17 protein-coding genes and 1 pseudogene are annotated in these 18,593 nt (G+C 64.9%); 9 read left to right on the top strand and 9 right to left on the bottom strand.

What is annotated here, in order from left to right:
- Positions 1-67: 67 nt before the first annotated feature.
- Positions 68-940: an NAD(P)-binding domain-containing protein gene (locus G4G27_RS00925; RefSeq protein ID WP_183111298.1), complete on the bottom strand. Its 873-nt coding sequence runs from the start codon at positions 938-940 to the stop codon at positions 68-70.
- A 101-nt stretch (positions 941-1,041) separates the two neighbouring features.
- On the opposite strand from G4G27_RS00925, the gene G4G27_RS00920 reads away from it, so the two are divergent.
- On the top strand, positions 1,042-1,383 hold the full coding sequence (locus tag G4G27_RS00920) for a helix-turn-helix domain-containing protein (protein ID WP_183111296.1): 342 nt from the start codon (positions 1,042-1,044) through the stop codon (positions 1,381-1,383).
- Here G4G27_RS00920 and G4G27_RS00915 read toward each other — a convergent pair.
- Positions 1,378-1,941 (bottom strand): hypothetical protein, encoded by a 564-nt coding sequence (locus G4G27_RS00915; protein ID WP_183111294.1) that lies wholly within the window; start codon positions 1,939-1,941, stop codon positions 1,378-1,380. The genes G4G27_RS00920 and G4G27_RS00915 overlap by 6 nt on opposite strands.
- A gap of 118 nt (positions 1,942-2,059) precedes the next feature.
- Positions 2,060-3,013: a LysR substrate-binding domain-containing protein gene (locus G4G27_RS00910; RefSeq protein ID WP_183111292.1), complete on the bottom strand. Its 954-nt coding sequence runs from the start codon at positions 3,011-3,013 to the stop codon at positions 2,060-2,062.
- Positions 3,014-3,113: 100 nt separating this feature from the next.
- Here G4G27_RS00910 and G4G27_RS00905 point away from each other — a divergent pair, with 100 nt between their 5' ends.
- Both G4G27_RS00905 and G4G27_RS00900 read left to right on the top strand, forming a co-directional pair.
- A complete protein-coding gene (locus tag G4G27_RS00905; protein ID WP_202049643.1) occupies positions 3,114-4,199 on the top strand; it encodes a hypothetical protein in 1,086 nt (361 codons plus the stop codon).
- On the top strand, positions 4,196-5,080 hold the full coding sequence (locus G4G27_RS00900) for a PD40 domain-containing protein (protein ID WP_183111290.1): 885 nt from the start codon (positions 4,196-4,198) through the stop codon (positions 5,078-5,080). Before G4G27_RS00905 ends, G4G27_RS00900 begins: the two co-directional genes overlap by 4 nt.
- 78 nt (positions 5,081-5,158) lie before the next feature.
- Here G4G27_RS00900 and G4G27_RS00895 read toward each other — a convergent pair whose 3' ends face one another.
- Together G4G27_RS00895 and G4G27_RS00890 are read right to left on the bottom strand one after the other, a co-directional pair.
- Positions 5,159-5,368, bottom strand: a complete 210-nt coding sequence (locus G4G27_RS00895; RefSeq protein WP_183111288.1) for a hypothetical protein — start codon at positions 5,366-5,368, stop codon at positions 5,159-5,161.
- A gap of 194 nt (positions 5,369-5,562) precedes the next feature.
- Positions 5,563-6,414, bottom strand: a complete 852-nt coding sequence (locus tag G4G27_RS00890; RefSeq protein ID WP_183111286.1) for a PD40 domain-containing protein — start codon at positions 6,412-6,414, stop codon at positions 5,563-5,565.
- 224 nt (positions 6,415-6,638) lie between these two features.
- Here G4G27_RS00890 and G4G27_RS00885 point away from each other — a divergent pair, with 224 nt between their 5' ends.
- A complete protein-coding gene (locus G4G27_RS00885) occupies positions 6,639-7,250 on the top strand; it encodes a TetR/AcrR family transcriptional regulator (protein ID WP_183111284.1) in 612 nt (203 codons plus the stop codon).
- Positions 7,251-7,463: 213 nt separating this feature from the next.
- On the opposite strand, the gene G4G27_RS00880 is transcribed toward G4G27_RS00885, so the two are convergent.
- On the bottom strand, positions 7,464-7,907 hold the full coding sequence (locus G4G27_RS00880) for a DUF2147 domain-containing protein (protein ID WP_183111282.1): 444 nt from the start codon (positions 7,905-7,907) through the stop codon (positions 7,464-7,466).
- A 20-nt stretch (positions 7,908-7,927) separates the two neighbouring features.
- Positions 7,928-8,776, bottom strand: a complete 849-nt coding sequence (locus G4G27_RS00875) for a metal-dependent hydrolase (protein WP_183111280.1) — start codon at positions 8,774-8,776, stop codon at positions 7,928-7,930.
- A gap of 1,111 nt (positions 8,777-9,887) precedes the next feature.
- On the opposite strand from G4G27_RS00875, the gene radC reads away from it, so the two are divergent.
- Positions 9,888-10,466, top strand: a complete 579-nt coding sequence (gene radC / locus G4G27_RS00870) for a DNA repair protein RadC (RefSeq protein WP_183111278.1) — start codon at positions 9,888-9,890, stop codon at positions 10,464-10,466.
- A 190-nt stretch (positions 10,467-10,656) separates the two neighbouring features.
- On the opposite strand, the pseudogene G4G27_RS24065 reads toward radC, so the two are convergent.
- A pseudogene (locus G4G27_RS24065) lies at positions 10,657-10,914 on the bottom strand (TrbC/VirB2 family protein); the annotation flags it as partial.
- Positions 10,915-11,492: 578 nt separating this feature from the next.
- Here G4G27_RS24065 and mutS point away from each other — a divergent pair.
- The 3 genes from mutS to G4G27_RS00850 all read left to right on the top strand — a co-directional run bounded on the left by mutS (position 11,493) and on the right by G4G27_RS00850 (position 15,003).
- A complete protein-coding gene (gene mutS / locus G4G27_RS00860; protein ID WP_183111276.1) occupies positions 11,493-14,087 on the top strand; it encodes a DNA mismatch repair protein MutS in 2,595 nt (864 codons plus the stop codon).
- 113 nt (positions 14,088-14,200) lie between these two features.
- Positions 14,201-14,569 (top strand): hypothetical protein, encoded by a 369-nt coding sequence (locus tag G4G27_RS00855; RefSeq protein ID WP_244624496.1) that lies wholly within the window; start codon positions 14,201-14,203, stop codon positions 14,567-14,569.
- A 14-nt stretch (positions 14,570-14,583) separates the two neighbouring features.
- Positions 14,584-15,003, top strand: coding sequence for a lysozyme inhibitor LprI family protein (locus G4G27_RS00850; protein ID WP_183111274.1), 420 nt, complete (start codon positions 14,584-14,586; stop codon positions 15,001-15,003).
- A gap of 24 nt (positions 15,004-15,027) precedes the next feature.
- Here G4G27_RS00850 and G4G27_RS00845 read toward each other — a convergent pair whose 3' ends face one another.
- On the bottom strand, positions 15,028-15,726 hold the full coding sequence (locus G4G27_RS00845; protein WP_183111272.1) for a GNAT family N-acetyltransferase: 699 nt from the start codon (positions 15,724-15,726) through the stop codon (positions 15,028-15,030).
- Positions 15,727-15,824: 98 nt separating this feature from the next.
- Here G4G27_RS00845 and G4G27_RS00840 point away from each other — a divergent pair, with 98 nt between their 5' ends.
- Complete coding sequence (locus G4G27_RS00840) at positions 15,825-18,584, top strand: [protein-PII] uridylyltransferase (RefSeq protein ID WP_183111270.1); 2,760 nt, start codon at positions 15,825-15,827, stop codon at positions 18,582-18,584.
- Positions 18,585-18,593: the final 9 nt, after the last annotated feature.

The raw sequence follows: 18,593 nt of genomic DNA, 5'->3' as shown, positions 1-18,593 counted from the left end.
CATGAACTAGACCCACGCGCCCAGGGGGACGGAGGGCCTCCCATGATGCCCGCCGCGACCTTCCCATTCAACCGCGGAGAATCTTGATCAGCGAGGCCAGTTCCTCATTCGCAAGACCAGCCCGGTCGGCCCGGCCAAGCCATTCGTGCACCAGCGCCGGCAGCTCGGTATTGATACCAAGTGCTTCGGAGGTGCGCAGGATGCGCTCGACCGCCGGGATCGAAATGCGCAACGGGCTTTCGGTGATGGCGAAATCGCCGGACTCGATCACCGCTGCCTCATGCTTGAAGAAAGCGCCGAAGGTCGGCGATATCTGCTCGACGATCCTGCCGAAGGTCGCGACGCTGATATCGACCGATTCTGCAATCCGTGCGCCGTGCAGGAAGCCGCCGAACGCGCCATAGACATAGGACAAAGTGGCGAGGTCCATGAACGCCGCCGCGTCGATACGCTCGCCGAGATGCATCGGACTGCCCGCCAGCACCCTCAGCAGCGGCAGCGCCTCGGCGAACACCGTTGCTGCGCCGGAAACGAGGATCGGCGTGTCGTCCTGCCCCATCTGGCTCGGTGCCGCCTGGATCGCACCGTCGAGGTAACGCCCGCCATGACCGGCAACGAATATCTCGGCATCGCGCGCATCTTCCGGGCTGCCTGTGCCGAGATTGACCAGCAGCCGACCGTCGAGCGCGGCCGCCGCGCCGTCCGCATCGAGAATGGCTTGTGCCGCCGTATAGTCGAACACACAGATCAATATGACCGGGCTGGCCGCGATTGCCGCCGCCGGGCTCGGCGCAAAATGCGCGCCCCGCGCGACCAGATCGGTGGCTTTGTCCGCGCTGCGATTCCACAACGTAACCGACCTGCCCGCGCCAAGCATCAGCTCCGCCATTGTCAGGCCCATCGAACCCAGCCCGATTATCGTAACGTCGGTCATTTTCATCTCCTCTTTCAACGCGGCAGGAGATAGGAAGACCACGATCCACCAAGCAAGTACCGACTATTTTGTCAGGTACTTACCTTTTTGGGAGTAATACTGATATCATGGCGGAAAAACCTTATGCCTGCGGCGTCGGTCCGGCGTTCGACGTCGTCGGCGGCAAGTGGAAAGCGGTGATATTGTGGGAACTCAACGCCGGCCCGGTGCGCTTCGGCGAGCTCAAGCGTCGCGTGGTCGGCGTGACCGAGAAGATGCTGATCCAGCAATTGCGCGAGCTTGAACGCGATTCGTTGATCACGCGCGAAGTATTCAGCCAAGTACCGCCGCGCGTCGATTACGCGCTCACGAGCTGGGGCGCGACGCTCAATGCGGCACTGGCCCCGGTGGCCGATTGGGGCGAAGCCTATGCCAGGACGATGGGTCGGTATCCGGGAGCCGCTTCATGAAGCAGAACCGCCACCCGCCGCCTTGCGGAAAAGCCCGGCCGAGATCCGCCACAACGCGGCGAAGAGGCTCGTGCCGATCACGACTTCGTAGAGCCCCTCATACCCCGGGGAGCCCAGTCCGACGGCCAGCGCGACCACGCCGACCAGAATCTGCGCGGCAGCGGTCAAGAACATTGCCCGGGCCATTCCGCCAGGTCGAAAACGCGCAAGGACCGAGCCGAGAACCGCGATGGCGAGCACGCCGGCAAACATCAGATTGGCCGGGTTGCTCTCGTCGCCGAGGAAACCGACCGCTCCGTTCACCCAGATGAGGAGGAAAGCGGCAGCAACCGCAACGCCGGCGCCGGCCCGATAGTAGATGCTGCCGGACGCCCTCACCGCGAGTTCCAACGCCAGTCCCGCGCTCCCTATCAGGATGCCCATGACGACGAAGTCGGACAGGGTCCAGGGCGCTCTCGCGATCAGGGGCAACAGAAGGACGAACGCGGCCGCACCCCAGCCGGCAATCCTCCACGGAATTCCACGCCGCTTATTATCGCCTTGCGCTACCCCTGCCATTGCGTTGCTCCCACATTATGAGGCCTTGTTCTAACGCGGTGACATGTGATCCGGATGAGCGACGTGTGAGATTTTGGTGCAGACAGCGACGGCCATGGTCGAATGTCGCCCTCTTCAATCAGGATGGCATGTCCTGATCCGCGGCCGGAACGGCGCGCCGGATCAACGCCGCCGCCGCCGCGCATTCGCGCAGCGCTTCATCGCAGACCCATTCACGGAAGCGCGCAATCTTCCGGCTGCGCTGGCGCGTCACCGGGAAAGTCAGCCAGAACGACCGGCCGGTGTCGATCACCAGATCATGCGCAAGGACCAGGCGGCCGGCCCTGATTTCATCGGCGAACAGCAAAGGCGACCCCATTGCGATACCGTGACCGGCGATCGCCGCCGCCATGTCGAGATACTCTGCCGACAGGGTCGTGCCGAAACGCTCGGGCGGTACCGCATCGGCCACCCCGAGCGCTCCATACCATAAGGCCCACCAGTCGGGGCGGCCGAGCAGCGGTATCGTCGAAGGCCGGCGCGGATCGGCGAAACCGGCCGCCGTCTCCGCCAATGCCGGCGCGCAGAGCGGCGCGAAGATGCTCGGCATAAGCTTCACGGCGCGCAACCCGGGCCAGCGCCCATAGCCGTTGCGGATCGCCGCATCGAATCCTCCGGCGCCCAGGTCATGCGCCTCGACCGACAAATCCAGATCGAGCAATATCTCCGGCTGCTGCGCACGGAAGCGGCCGAGCCGCGGCGTCAGCCAGCTCGTGCCGAAGGTCGGAAGCGCGGTGATCGACAGCTTCTTTTCGTCCGCTTCGCCCGCGCGCACAAAGGTCGCGCGCAGCGCCGCGAAAGCGGCGATCGTCTCCTTCGCGACGATCGCGCCGGGTCCGGTCAGTTCGACGCGCTGGGCATGGCGGCGAAACAGCACAACGCCGATCTGCGCTTCGAGCTGGCGGACATGATAGCTGACCGAGGCCGAGGAGGTGCCCAACTCCGCCGCCGCCCGGGTGAAGCTGCCGAGCCGAGCCGCGCATTCGAATGCGCGGATCGAGGCGAGTGAGGGGAATCGGTGTAGATCGACCATAAGCCTGACTTAGCCTCACTCCGCTATCTTCGCATAGCCAATGATCGCCCTGCCCTGCCATTCCGATGACATCACGACCAGGTTTCGAGAGGACGCGACTTTGACCGAGCCATTTCTCTGTTCGCGCCGCAATGTACTTGCCGGCATGGCGATGGCAGGCGGCGCGGCGCTGCTTCCCGACACAGCTGCCTTGGCGCTGCCGGGCGACGCGGCCGCGCATGCGCATGACTGGGACTGGCTGCGTGGCACCTGGGACGTGTCGCACCAAAGGCTGAAGAAGCGCCTCGCCGGCAATAATGACTGGGAAGAATTTGCCGGCAAGAGCGTGTTGTGGACCACGCTCGGCGGGCTCGGCACGATCGACGACAATGCGCTCGACTTGCCCGGCGGCACCTATCGCGGGCTCGGCATCCGCGCGTTCGATCCCGCCAGCGGGACCTGGTCAATCTGGTGGCTCGACGGGCGCAACGCGACGCGGATCGACGCTCCGGTCCGCGGCGGCTTCCACGGCGATGAGGGCGAGTTCTCCGGCCCGGACCTGTTCGAGGGTCGTCCGGTCATCGCACGGTTTCGCTGGCACGAGATCCATAGCGTCCGGCCGCATTGGGACCAGGCGCTGTCGGCCGATGGCGGCAAGAACTGGGAGATCAACTGGCGCAACTATTTTACGCGCACCTCGCCGACACCGGCACCATTGCCGGCGCGGACCGATAGCGCACCGGGTATGGGCGATTGGGATTTCCTGGCCGGCAACTGGACGGTGCGGCACCGCAAGCTCGCGCGGCGGCTGGTCGGCAGCAATGACTGGATCGAGTTCGATGGCACCTTCACCAACTGGCCGGTGCTTGGCGGGCGCGGCAATGTCGGGGACAATGTGATGAACGTGCCCGGCGCGCCGTACCGTGGCATCGGCTTGCGCGCGCTCGATGGAGATACAGGCGAATGGACCAGCTGGTGGCTCGATGGCCGCACGCCCGCCGCGATCGCCGCGCCGGTCCGCGGCAAGTTCGCCGATGGCACCCGCATGCTGCTCGGCGACGATGAGCATGAAGGCAAGCCGGTCAAGGCGCGGATCATCTGGTCGCGCATCTCGGCCACCACGGCGCGCTGGGAACAGGCGCTGTCGGCCGATGGCGGTGCGACCTGGGAAGTCAACTGGACCAGCGACTTCACGAGGGTCGCATGAGGCGCGCATACCGCATCGCCGCCGCGATCGGCTTGATCGCTGCGCTGGGCGGCGCGGCCGCTCCACGCCGGCCGGGTATCGAAATCGTCGGATCCGCGGAGCTCTTCGCGCCGGGCATCGCCTCGACCGCGTCGTCGGAGGTGCGGCTGACGATCAGCCCCGATGGCCGTACCGCCTTGTGGTTCAGCCGCAACCGCCCCGGCGGCGCGGGGGGCTATGACATCTGGATATCGCGCCTGGTGGCTGGACGATGGGCGCAAGCGCAGCCGGTACCGTTCAATTCGCCGACGCGCGACTTCGACCCGGCTTTCTCGGCCGACGGACGTCAGGTCTATTTCTGTTCCGACCGGCCGGGCGGACTGGGCGGCGACGATGTCTATCGCGTGGCCGTGACGCGCGACGGCTTCGGGCCGGTCGAGCGCTTGGACGCGGCCGTCAACAGCGCGGGCAACGAGTTCGCCCCGATGATCTCGCCCGACGGCAAGACCCTGCTCTTCTCGAGCGACCGCCCCGGCGGCGCTGGTCGCCAGGACCTGTATATCGCGACCCGGCAAGGCGTCCGCTTCGCGCCTGCGCGGCCCTTGCCCGGCGCGGTCAACACGGCGGGCGACGAGTTCGACGCGACCTTCCTGTCCGACAGTGCGGCGATCGTCTTCGCGCGCGCCGCCGATTTCAGTGTCGACCGCATCGACCTGTTCCAGACGCGCCCCGCCGGCGGCCGCTACCACGCGGGCACCGTCCTGCCGGCGAGCGTCAACATGTCTGACAAGGACAGTTACGGCGCAATGCTCGACTGGTCGCAACCCGACCGGCTGACCTTTTCGGGGCAGCGGGCCGAGGCAACGTCAATGGAGCTTTATCTGATACGCTACCGACGGTGATGCGCCGCACGCGGCGGGCACGTTCCGGGACCGTCCGGATCAAAACCGGCTAAAATCCCGGGAGGCCGGCGGACGTCGTTATTTGGAGGCGTATTGCCCCGGTTCGGCGCCGAAATTGTCGCGCGCAAAGGCGCGCGCCGCGGTGGCGGTCTTGAAAGTCTCGTCCTGCAGCGCGGCGGTGACGATCGGGTAATTCTGCGAATTGTAGCGCGTGCTGCGCACGGTCAGGCGAAACACGCCATCCTCGTCCTTGGCGATTAGGAATGGGCGAACGGGAATTCTCGACATAGTCTTCTCCTCACCGCCGACGGGATCGTCAGGCGGCCGGACGTTGGCGAGGACGTCGGCAAAAGGGGAGCGGATCGGCTTCCGGTCGCTGCATGTCCCGGCGTCGCGCCGGCGATTGGCCCGCTATAGATGATCGGACCTGATTTAGCGAGCGACTGAATTCCCGCAGTGGGAACACCCTACCGCCGCGCTTCTTACCGGCGCGTGACGGAGGGCAAGTCGCCGGTCCACAGGTCGAGCCGCGTCTCCCCCGGACCGCACGCCGCCGACCAGTAGAATTTTCCCGAGGGCGACACCGAGGGGCCGATATTGAGCTCGGCCGAGCAATTGATCGTCGGCGGCAACGGCCCTTCGTCGCGCCAGCCCTTCCCATCCTTCACCGCCGAATGGAGCTTCGCACCCTTGTCGCCATAGGCATCGCCGCGTGCAAATACGATACGGTCCGCGCCACCGACAAAGGTCGCATCATATTCGTCCTCGGCGGTATCGATCACCGCGTCGAGCGCGACCGGCGTGCCGATCTCGCCCCCTTTGAGCGGCGCGACGAACAGATTCTGCCCGCCGGACAGGCCATGTCGGTTCGATGCGAACATCAGCGTGCGGCCATCGGGCGAGACGGTCGGCGCCCATTCGTCGCCATCGGTGTTGACCTTGGGTCCAAGGTTGCGTGGTTCGCCATAGACGCGTGTCCCCGGATCATAGGATACCGCATAGAGATCGTCGCCCCCCGCGCCGCCGGGGCGGTTGGAGAAGAAATAGACCGTCCGGCCATCGGGCGAGAAGCTCGGGTCGAAGTCATTCGCCGGCCCGTTGAACGAGACCGGCAACGGCGCGCTCCATTGACCCTCGACGAGCCGCGATTCGACGATCTCCAGCCCGGCGCCGGGCGTGCGGTTGACCAGTCCCCATAACCGGTGCGTCTCGTCAGGCGAGACGGCGAGGCGCACATCTGACACCATGGTCGAGATCGACAGGCGCTCGGCATGTTCGGCGGCGACACCCGGCGCCGACACGAACAGCACGGCAAGCATGATATTCTTCAACATGCGGATTTATACCCTCAACCGGTTTCGGTGGTGAGTCCAGTTATAACGCCCTGCACGCCGATACGAAGCGGTTAGCTGCCAAACGATCAGCTCGGGCGGCCGACGGACACACATGACGGATACGGCACGACGCGCGAACGCGTTAACTGTTGATCCCACCCCGCCCGCTGCGTCATAGTGCCCCCTGGCCTTTCCGTAGCGGCAAGGCCGGGGGGGGAATTATCTTGGAGGTCACCGGTCCGGTTCGCGCGAAGCGGCGCAAGCGCAACGCCGCGGAAGCGCGCGAGGAAGGCCTTGTCGCGGCGCGTGAACTCTTGCTGGAGGGTGGGCCGGCGGCAGTCACGCTGGCCAATGTCGGCAATCGCATCGGCATGTCGCACACCAACCTGATCCATCATTTCGGTTCGGCGGGCGAAATGCAGAGCGCGCTGATGGCATCGATGATCCGCGACCTCGCCGACGCGCTCGACGATGCCGTGGCGCATCTCAAAACCGATGCCGGCGCACCGTCGATCCTGGTCGAGAAAGTGTTCGATGCGTTCGACGGCGGCGGCGCGGGGCAACTGGCCGCCTGGCTGATGCTGTCGCGCGAGTTCGACCATCTCGAGCCGATCCGTCAGGCGGTGCTCGACCTGGTCGGCGCGATCGGTGAGAAACTCGCCATCGGCCCGGAATCGGACGCGAAGATCCGCTCGATCGTCCTGCTCATCGCGGTCTGCGCGTTCGGCGACGCGGTGATCGGCCCGCAGCTGCGCGAGATGCTTGGTCAGAAACCCGATGCGGGGCGTGGCGTGATGGCGCAAATTCTGCCGGCCCTGATCCAGTCGGGACTTTAGGATCTGTTTGGAAATGCGCTGAGGCGCATTTGGCGGTTCCGGCCCGCTCCCCCTCCCGACCGCCCACAGCATATCCTGAATGGGTGGTCGGGAGGCGGGCGGGCGGAGCAGCCCAAGGTTTCGGCGATGCGAAGCATTGATGGAAAGGCTGCGGCGGGCGGAACCGCCTTCAAAACTCGCTCTACCGCGAGTTTTCAAACAGCCTCCTGCCGTTTAGCGTGCGCGCTGCCAGGTCTGTGTCCGGCACAGGAACAGCGCCAGACACCCCTTCACCTTGAGCGTGTCGGGTCCGGCCAGCATCAGATAACCGGTCGCCGCGCCATCGCCGCTATTGGGATCGTAGAGCGGCCCACCCTTCCATTCGGTCGGCCCGCCGGTGAAGCCGCCCAGAATGCGCAAGCCCATCAGCTTGCGCGTGCGTAGCGCCTTGTCGCCATTCTTCACATCGCGCTGATCGGGATTTGCACGGAGCGGCGCGCCATCGACGACGCGCCCGCACAAGGCCGCGCCGCATCGATGAATCTCGACCACCCCGCCGCGCTCCTGCGTACGCCAGCGCCCGATCAGGGCATCGTCGTTCGCAGCCAGCGCAGATCCGGTCCAGCAGGTTGCCAGCAATGCCGTGGCGATAGCGGTGACGGGCGCGATCCTGATCATTTTCGTCATAGCCCCCTTAATCATATGGCCGCCGCGATGCCCAGCCGCTTCTGCGCCGACGCGAGCACCGCCCGGTCGTCATGCTGCCAGGGATGGAAACCGGGGCGAAAATAGGTCAGCCAGGCGGGCGTCACGCGGCGCAGCATGCCGGGGCGGCCGAACAGGAATTTGAGCGTGCGCCACCAGATGCGCGGGCCACGCAGACCATCCTCACGGTACAGATCGGCCATATTGGCGCGCATCGTAACGACCAGAATGATCGTCGCGAGGATCATCGCCCGCACTCGCAATGCATAGCGCCGCAAGCCCGACCAATGGGCGGTAACCGCGAGAAAAGTGTCGAAGGCGACGGCCTTGTGCTCCACCTCCTCGATCGCGTGCCATCCCCACAGCCGCGCCGCATCCTCGGGTGCTGCGTCCATGTCGCGGCCGTTGGTGGCGAGCAGTTCATGCGCCAGGATCGCGGTGAAATGCTCCAGCGCACAGGTTGCGGCAAGCTGATGTTCCTTTGCCCGGGTGCGCGCGAAATCGAGCACGCGCTTGGTCCGCGCCTCGAGCGTCGCGACGGTATAACCACTATCCGCCGCCAGTTTGTTGAACGCGGCATGCTCGCGGCTGTGCACCGCTTCCTGCGCGATGAAGCCTCCGATCTGCTTCTGCAGCACTGGATCGACCGAGCGCCGATACGCCCGCACGCTGTCCATGAAGAATTTCTCGCCCGCTGGGAATGTGCAGGACAGCGCGTTGAAAAAGGCGGTCGCGACGGGATCGCCGCCATGCCACCAGCGCGGATGCTGAGCGGCGTCGCGATTGAACCGCAGATCGCGCAGCGGAATGGCGATGTCGGGCGGCGTGAGGGTTTGGTTCATGACGGCCTCGCTTTATGGAAACTATATTGAGATTGATGTTCATATAGATTTTGACATCAATGTCAATATGCCCGGCACGTCGCCTTTTTTGCCTTGACGATGACCAGCGAAACGAAAAGCAGCCGGCGGCTTCGCGTTCTGATCGAGCCGTAATGAGCGTTAAAATTGTAATTTTGTTGATGGCGACATCGCTTTCACTTTAGCTTAAGATCGTTTCGATGACGGTGGGAAATGACCGAAGACGGGCTTGATCAGCTGCCGGCAAGGCAAATCGAGTGCCTGCGCCTCGTTGGCCAAGGCAAGCGTAGCGAGGATATTGCTCGTCTTCTCGGCGGGTCGCATCACACCATCCGTCGCGAAACCGAAGACACGACTAGGCTGCGCGGCGCGACAACCGGGTCGAGCGCGGCGGAGTTGGTCCTTACATACCCGCCCCCTTCGAACCAGTCTGCGATCGGGACCCCGATGGAGACAATCACGAAGCCTTCTTTCCAGCCGCTTGATCGAGGCGCGGCGTGACTTCGTCCGGCCGGCCCTGCCGCACGCACGACGACGCCGGTCTGTGCGGCTTGGCTCGACTGCGATATTCTTTTCCAGCCGATCAGCGCTGTCTGGAGTTGTAATGCAGATGGATTATTAACTTGGCTACGTATACAATATACATCGCCGTAGTGGATGAATCATTGCCTTCCTGGAGCTGTTACGCATCACTTTGCTCAAGGTGCCAGATATTAGCCGGGCACCTCACGCCTCACTGCTTGTGCCTGTCTTGCCACCGATGAACCGATGATTGTTAGCTGAGCATACAAATAGCTGCACTACTTCAAAAATTGAGGCGCGATTCTCGTCATCAATGACTTGTTATTTCTCGTCATCTTGGCTATGATGCTCCGAGCCAACAGGGGTGTGGCCGATATGGATGAGCGTCTTTTTATTAATAGCGGCCGGCGGGGACATCACGAAGCTGCTCGATCCGCACGTCATCCGAACCGCGTCTCAAATCATGCTGTCGTTTTGGAGCTGGCCGGCGGCAATACTTCTCGTCGTCGTAGCCTGAAGGCATCAGCATCGGCGGGCGCCGCTGGGTGCCGACGTATCCTCGAAGGGGTCATTGCCGGCGGATCCCCCCCCCGGCCCGGCCGTCTCCGCTACCGCTGCCGCGCTGATCGCGGAGTTCGGTTCCTTTCCCGGCGTCCTTGCTGCGACACGCCGGGCGCAGATGCGCGCGACAGGTGGCGACACCCGTGCGGTCAGCCTGATCGCCGCGTTCCGCCAGGCGATGCGGCACGCGCTGCGCACCGACCTGCGGCAACGGCCGCTGATGCCTAACATGACGGCGGTGCTCGATTATCTCCGTGCCGAACTGGCCTATGCCGGCGATGAGCATTTTCGCGTGCTCTTCCTCGACGTGCGCCATCGGCTGATCCGCGACGAGGAAATGTGGACCGGGACGGTCGACCAATGCCAGGTCCATATCCGCACGATCGTCAAGCGCGCGCTGGAACTCGACGCAAACGGGCTGATCCTGGTGCACAACCATCCCTCCGGCGATGTCACGCCAAGCCGTTCCGACACCGACCTGACCCGCGCGGTCGCCGCCGCGACCAAGACCGTCGGGGTCTCCGTGATCGATCATCTGATCATCGGCAGCACGGGCCATGCGAGTATGGTCGATCTGGGGCTGTGGTGAGCGATTACGGTGGCGGGCGCGATAGCCCCGACCCTCTCGGCCAGCCCGGCTCCTTTACCTACATATTGCGCGGTGCAGCCCCGGCATAAGGATCGTAAGCGGTTGGTGGCGGCGCCCGAATGACGGGCGGCGGCGGCACCGGCGCAGCGACATAAGGCGCTGCGACGACCGGTTCATAGCTACCGCCGCCGCCAGATGCTGAGCGGATTCCCGCGGCGATGGTGCCTGCGCCGAACAAGATGAAACACCCCGTGATCACCGTTGCGCCATAGCGCCAGTTGATCCGTCCGCTCAGCATCATCAGCCCGATCACCGCGACCGCGACGACCGCGATTGTCGTCGCTACTGTGCCGAGCAAGCTTCCTTGCAACCACGCCATCGCTGCGACCAGCGGATCGGACCCGATCGGATCGGCCAGCGAATAGGAAAAGACGGCGAAGCTCGCCATGGCGATGGGCGTCCCGGATGTTGTGCCGGATCGTTTAGCAGCGCGCCGGTCGATCAGCCAGCGACTTGACCATCTCCCCAAAGCCACATCGCAACTCGCACGAAATGTCGTTGGCGCGCGAAAGCCCGGTCGATTTCAGGGTCGCTCGATGTCCTATATCTCGTCAGATCCCGGCAACCATCAATCTCGCCTGTTTGAAGATTAAGTATTTGATATTTATAGATATTATAACGATTTCGCCTGAAGCAACAGCCTGAGAAACGGCACGTTACCGGTGTCCCATATCTCGCTATTCCAGGTCCCGGGTCGGCCATGTGCAATGATTCAACCATGGCTCCGCATATGGTCTGGCATCGCTTGCCGGCTCCATATCGGCGCGCTCTTTCTTATTGTCGCAAACAGGATTGCCGCCGGGCGGCGGGCGCATAAGGCCGGTCCGCACCTGCTATGAAAATCCACGCTCTATTTATTGCGTCGCGCGGGCCTAACTCCGGCATGACGAGCCGGGAATTTCCCGCTAACCGAATGGCCATGGCCCCCACCCAGATTCCCGTCCAGACCTCCCCGCCCCGACTCCGATGATGGCGCAATATCTCGCGCTGAAAGCGGAGGCCGATGATTGCCTTCTTTTCTATCGCATGGGCGATTTCTTCGAAATGTTCTTCGAAGACGCGAAGATCGCCGCCGCCTGTCTCGACATCGCGCTCACCGCGCGTGGCGAGCATGACGGCGTGCCGATCCCGATGTGCGGCGTACCCGCGCATTCGGCTGAAGGATATCTCGCGCGCCTGATCAAGGCCGGCCACCGCGTCGCCCTGGCCGAACAGACCGAAAGCCCGGCCGAAGCCAAGAAGCGCGGCGGCAAGACATTGGTCGGCCGCGCCATCGTCCGCGTCGTCACCGCCGGTACGCTGACCGAAGAGGCGCTGCTCGACGCGCGCACCGCCAATTGGTGCGTCGCGATCGGCGAAGCGCAAGGCTCAGTGGCGATCGCCGCCGCCGACGTCTCGACCGGCCGTTTCGAATTGATCGAGGCCGATGCGGCCGGCCTCGGCGCGCAACTCGCCCGGCTCAATCCGGCCGAGACGATCGCGTCGGACGCAACCGCATTCGGCGAGGCGGCGACGATGCTGCGCCCGAAAACCGAGTTCGACAGCGCGCGCGGTGAAGCGCGGTTGAAGGAGCTGTTCGGCGTCGCGACGCTCGACGGTTTCGGCCAGTTCAGCCGCGCCGCCCTCGCTGCGGCGGGCGGACTGGTCGCCTATCTCGACCATACCGCGCGCGGGTCGCTACCCTTTTTGCGCCCGCCGCGCCTGCATCAGGCGGCGCGCCAGATGGCGATCGATGCCGCGACGCGCGAAAGTCTCGAACTGACTCAGACCGCAACCGGGCAACGCAAGGGCAGCCTGCTCGACGCGATCGACCGCACCGTCACCGGCGCCGGCGCGCGCCTGCTCGCCGCCGATATCGGCGCACCGCTGATGGACCGTACGGGCATCGAGGACCGGCTCAACCTCGTCCAGTCGCTCGCCGATGATTCAGGCCTGCGCGAACAGCTCCGCGCCACCCTGCGCAGTCTGCCCGATATCGGCCGCGCGCTCGGCCGGCTCGCGGCGGGACGCGGCTCACCGCGCGATCTTGGTCAGCTCCGCGACGGGCTCAATGGCGCCCAGAGTCTCAGTGGGCGATTGGGCGAGCGGCTCGACCGCGTTGACGAGCCGCCCGCGTTGCTCGCCATGCTCGCGCCGCAGCTTCGCGGGCATAGCGCGCTGATCGACCTGCTGACCCGCGCGCTGGCCCCCTCGCCCCCGATCGATGCCTCGGACGGCGGTTATATCGCCCCGGGGTACGACGCCGCGCTCGACGACCTGCGCGATGCCGGCGCCGGCGGCAGGCGCGCCATCGCCGCGCTGGAAGCCGATTATCGCTCGCGTACCGGCATCGCCCAATTGAAGATCCGCCACAATGGCGTGCTCGGTTATCATATCGAAGTGCCGGCGCGTGTCGCCGACGCCTTGATGAAACCCGAAAGCGGCTTCACGCACCGCCAGACCATGGCCGGCGCGGTGCGCTTCAACGCGCCTGAACTGCATGAGGTCGCGCTCAAGGTGACTCAGGCGGGTGCGCATGCGCTCGCCGCCGAGGCTGCGCATCTCGAAGACCTGACTCAAGCAGCACTCGACCGGCGCGAACCAATCGCCGCAACCGCCGATGCGCTTGCCCGGCTGGACGTCGCCGCCGGCCTTGCCGAACGCGCCAGCGAAGGCGGCTGGACTCGCCCGGCTCTGGTCGACCATGCCTGTTTTGAGATCGAAGGCGGCCGCCATCCGGTGGTCGAGGACGCGCTGGCCAAGCGCGGCGAACGCTTCGTCGCCAATGACTGCCGCTTGTCCGAGGACTCGCGCCTGTGGCTCGTCACCGGCCCGAACATGGGCGGCAAATCGACCTTCCTGCGCCAGAACGCACTGATCGCGGTGCTGGCGCAAGCCGGCAGCTATGTGCCCGCTTCTTCCGCAACACTTGGCCTGGTCGATCGGCTGTTCAGCCGGGTCGGCGCGTCGGACAATCTCGCCCGCGGCCGCTCGACCTTCATGGTCGAGATGGTCGAAACCGCCGCGATCCTGGCACAGGCGACCCCGCGCAGCTTCGTCATCCTCGATGAAGTCGGGCGCGGCACCAGCACTTATGACGGCCTCGCTATCGCCTGGGCTGTGGTCGAGGCGATCCATGAGGATAATCGCTGCCGCTGCCTGTTCGCGACGCATTATCACGAACTGACCCGCCTCGCCGAACGCTGCGACGCACTCACCCTGCACCATGTCCGCGCCCGCGAATGGAAGGGTGAGCTGGTGTTGCTGCACGAGGTTTCCGAAGGGCCTGCCGACCGCAGCTACGGCCTCGCCGTCGCCCGTCTCGCCGGCTTGCCGCCGATCACCATCGCGCGTGCGAAATCGGTCCTCGCAAAACTCGAGGCAGGTCGTGCGAAAACCGGTGGCCTTGCCGCCGGCCTCGACGACCTTCCCCTGTTCGCCGCGATGGTCGAGACGGCGGAGGAGGAAAGCGACGCGATCCGCGCCGAAGTCGAAACGCTCGACGTCGATGCTCTCACCCCGCGCGAAGCGCTGGAGGTGTTGTATCGGCTCAAGGCGCTGGCGCGCGAGGGAAATGGTTGAGGGCGGTGACGCTTACGCACTGAACGACATGCTCTATTCCGGATCGGCGAAACAAAGGCCATCGATCGCCCGTTAAAGCTGCTGGCGACAAAGCGGTCGTGTGACGGGAGTCGATGGTGCTGAAGAAATATCCGCTGCTGCTGGTCATCCTCGGCCTGGTGCTGCTCGCCGCCGGCGCGATCCTGAGCCTGACCGGCGGCCCGCCCCAGGCGGATTCCGCGATGGTGACACAGTGCCAGGAGCAGGTCAGGGATCGCGGCGCGGATCAGGAGCCGGGGATGCTGGAGAAATGCCGCGACACCGCCTTCGCCGCCGCAATGACCGCGACGGATGCGGACAGTGCGGCACGGGCGATCAGCGCCGCCAATAGTCGTGAAATCGGCGGCAATACGCTGGCGATGTTCCTGATCGGGATCGGGCTGGCTGTGACGATCGGTGGCGCTGTCGCGGTGCGGAAATCACGGGTCCAGCGTGACCGGTGATGAGGATGGCGAACATGATCAAGCCGTCGATCATACTGCTGGCCGGCATCGGATCGACAGGCATGGCGGCGACGCCTCAGGGGGACGCGACCGCTGTCGCGCTGACCCGCTGCCTCGACGATGCCGCCAACGCGTCGACCGCCGGCCAGACCCAATGCGAAGTGGACGCGGCGCGCGCCTATGATCGCCGCATGAATGCCGCCTATGCGATATTGATGCGTACTCTGCCCCGGCCCGCGGCGCAGACGCTGCGCCAGACCCAGCAAGCGTGGCTCGCCTTTCGCGACGCCGAGAGCAAGGCGCGCGGCGCGCTCTTCGCGACCCGGCAAGGCACGATGTATGTGCCGATGCAGGCGGCCGGCGCGACGGTCATCGTTCGCGACCGTGCGCTTCAACTCGAAAGCGATGCGCGGATCGTTGCGATCGATTCCTGATTACCGCGATCTGACTGTTCCGATTCAGCTACGCTCCAGCACCGTATAAGTCATCGCCGCGCGCAACGAGAAACCCAGCGCTTCATAAAGCGGGATCGCACCATTGCCAGGATAGACGTGCAGGAATGCCGTTTCATTCCGCGCAAGAATGCGCTCGATCACTATCTGCATCAGGACGCGGGCGTAGCCATGGCCGCGATGGTCGGGATGGGTGCATACCGCGCTGACCTCGGTGAAGCCGGTCGGTTTCATCCGCTCGCCGGCCATCGCGACGAGCCGCCCGTCCTGCTTCACGCCAATGAAATCACCGAGCCGATTGGTCTGGGCGAAGAACGGTCCCGGCGCGGTCAGCGTCGCCAGCGCGAGCATCTCCGGTGCGTCGTCATCGCTCAGCGCGACGAAGTCGATCGGATCGCCCCCAATCTGCGATCCGGGCGCATTCAGTTCGGTCAGCACCATCTGATTGATCGTCGCGCGCGACCGGATCGCGCTGTCTGGCGGCAACGCCACGTCGCCGGCCTCGACCAGCCCAAGCGTTCCGCCCGGCGGCAACAGGCAGGCGAGCGCGAACAGATTGGCCGGACTGTTATCGGCTGCGGCGCCGAACAGGTTGATCGCCGGCGCATAACGCAGCGCACGCGTATCGCCGAGCGCAAGATGCGCCTGGCGCGTGGTCAGCGAATTCCAGACGGGCCGGTCGAGCGGATGAAGATTGTTCGTCATGGCTGCCTTCAAACACGATCGGTGCGCGGGATCACCCCGTATCATGTGCCCAAACTATCGCTCGTGACGCAAGCCGCGGAACCCACTATCTGATCCGCATGACCGGCCGCTTCGACTCCTTACCCCAGCGCCGCGCGATCATCGATCGCCGCGCCCTTGCCGACACGCTCGCCGCGCTGAAGGGCGACGACAAGGTCGCGCTGCGCCGCGCCGCCGCGATGCAGCTCAAGGCGGCGCTCGACGCCGGGCGTGCGGAGATCGCGCGCCGGCTGGTCGAACACCCTTCGCGCGGACTCGAGGCAGCTGCCGCCCAGGCGTTCCTGACCGACCAGCTGCTGCGGCTGCTCTACGATTTCACCGTCACCCGGCTTTATCCGGTCAACAATGCGACCGCCTCGGAACGGCTCACGCTGATCGCGGTCGGCGGTTATGGCCGCGGCGAGATGGCGCCGCATTCGGATATCGACATCGGCTTCCTCACCCCCTGGAAGCAGACCGGGTGGAGCGAGCAGGTGATCGAGACCATGCTCTATGCGCTATGGGATCTTGGCCTGAAGGTCGGCCATAGCAGCCGCTCGCTTGATGAGATGGTGCGCCAGGCGAAGAGCGACATCACGATCCGTACCGCCCTGCTCGAGGCGCGTTATGTGTGGGGCGATACCGAACTGTATGAAGAAGCCGCGCGGCGTTTCAAGGCGGAGATACAGACCGACACCGCGCGCGCCTTCATCGCCGACAAGCTGGTCGAGCGCGACATCCGTCACCGCAAGATGGGCGACACGCGCTACGTCGTCGAACCCAATGTGAAGGAAGGCAAGGGCGGCCTGCGCGATCTCCATACGCTCTTCTGGATCGGCAAATACGCCTATAACGTGCAAAGCTCGGCCGAGCTGGTCGGTGCCGGGCTGTTGACCGCCGACGAATATCGCCAGTTCCACCGCGCAGAGAATTTCCTCTGGGCGGTGCGCTGCCAGCTGCACAGCATCGCCGGCCGCGCCGAGGACCGGCTGACTTTCGACCTGCAGCGCGAGATCGCCGAGCGATTGCGCTTCGCCGATCGCCCGGGCAAATCGAGCGTCGAGCGCTTCATGCAATATTACTTCCTGCAGGCCAAGACCGTCGGCAATTTGACTGGCGTCTTCCTCGCGCATCTCGACGAGAAGTTCGCCGCGCGCGGGCGCCGCTTCGGCCTGCCGACGCTTCGGCGTCATCCGAGCAAGCTCAACGGCTTCCGGCTCGAACGCGGCCGGATTACGCTGCCGTCGGACGATTTTCTGGTGAAGAAACCGGTGCGACTGATCGAGATGTTCGCCCTCGCCGACAAGCATGGGCTGGAAATCCACCCGCTGGCGATGCGCGCCGCCGCGCGCGATGCGAAACTTGCCGACGACATCCGCAAGGATCCCGAGGCCAACGCCTTCTTCCTCGACGTGCTGACCAGTCCGCGTGATCCCGAAACGGTGCTGCGCTGGATGAATGAGGCGGGCGTGTTCGGACGCTTCGTGCCCGATTTCGGCCGTGTCGTCGCGCAGATGCAGTTCGACATGTATCATCACTATACGGTCGACGAGCACACGATCCGCGCGATCGGCCTGTTGTCGAAGATCGAACATGGCGAGCTCAACGAGGATCACCCGCTCTCCACCGCGATCATGAAGCAGATCGTGTCGCGCCGCGTGCTTTACGTCGCGGTGCTGCTGCACGACATCGCCAAGGGACGCGGCGGCGACCATTCGGTGCTCGGCGCTGAGGTCGCACATCGGCTCTGCCCACGCTTCGGCCTCTCTCCGGCGGAGACCGAGACGGTCGCCTGGCTGGTCCGCGCGCATCTGTTGATGTCGGCGACCGCGTTCAAGCGCGACCTGTCGGATTTCAAGACGATCCTCGATTTCGCCGAAGCCGTGCAGAGCCCGGAACGGCTGCGCTTGCTGCTCACCCTGACCGTGGTCGATATCCGCGCGGTTGGTCCGGGGGTGTGGAACGGCTGGAAACGCCAATTGCTGTCCGACCTCTACGAATCCGCCGAAGAAGTGCTGCGCCTTGGCCACAAGCAGAAGGGCCGCACCGAACGCATCGCGGCCAAACAAGAGGCGTTGCAGGCGGCGCTCGGCTGGGACGAGGCGACCTTCGCTCGCTTGGTCAAGCGCTTGCCCGAACCCTATTGGGTGGCCGAACCCGACGATGTGCTGGCGCGCAATGCCCGGCTGATCGAGGCGGCCGGCCCGGGACCGAATGGCGCGCAACTATCGATCGCGGCGCAGGTCTATCCCGAACGCGGCGCGACCCTGGTCACTGTCTATGCCGCCGACCATCCCGGCCTGTTCTACCGCATCGCCGGGGCGATCCATGTCGCGGGCGGCAACATCATCGACGCGCGCATCCACACGACGCGCGACGGCATGGCGCTCGACAATTTCCTCGTCCAGGACCCGTTCGGCCGCCCGTTCGACGATGCCGGGCAGCTCGACCGGCTGCAGACCGCGATCGAGGACGCGCTCGCCAATCGCGGCAAGATGCTCGACCGACTGATGGCCAAGCCCCTGCCCCGCACGCGCGCCGAAGCATTCGAGATCGCGCCCAATGTGCTGATCGACAACAAGGCGTCGAACCGCTTCACCGTGGTCGAGGTCAATGCCCGCGACCGCCCGGCGCTGCTGCACCAGCTTGCCTACACGCTCTTCCAGTCGAAGGTGACGATCCACTCGTCGCACGTCGCCACTTATGGCGAGCGCGCGGTCGATACCTTTTATCTGACCGATTTGCTCGGCGACAAGATCGCCGGCGGACCGCGGTTGAAAACGATCGAACGCCGCTTGCTCGACGCGGCGGCGGGACGGGATATGGTCGAAACCGAATAAAAGGAGACG

It is taken from the genome of Sphingomonas sp. So64.6b (assembly GCF_014171475.1).
GTDB lineage: Bacteria > Pseudomonadota > Alphaproteobacteria > Sphingomonadales > Sphingomonadaceae > Sphingomonas > Sphingomonas alpina_A.
This window is presented reverse-complemented; position numbering and strand designations above follow the sequence as displayed.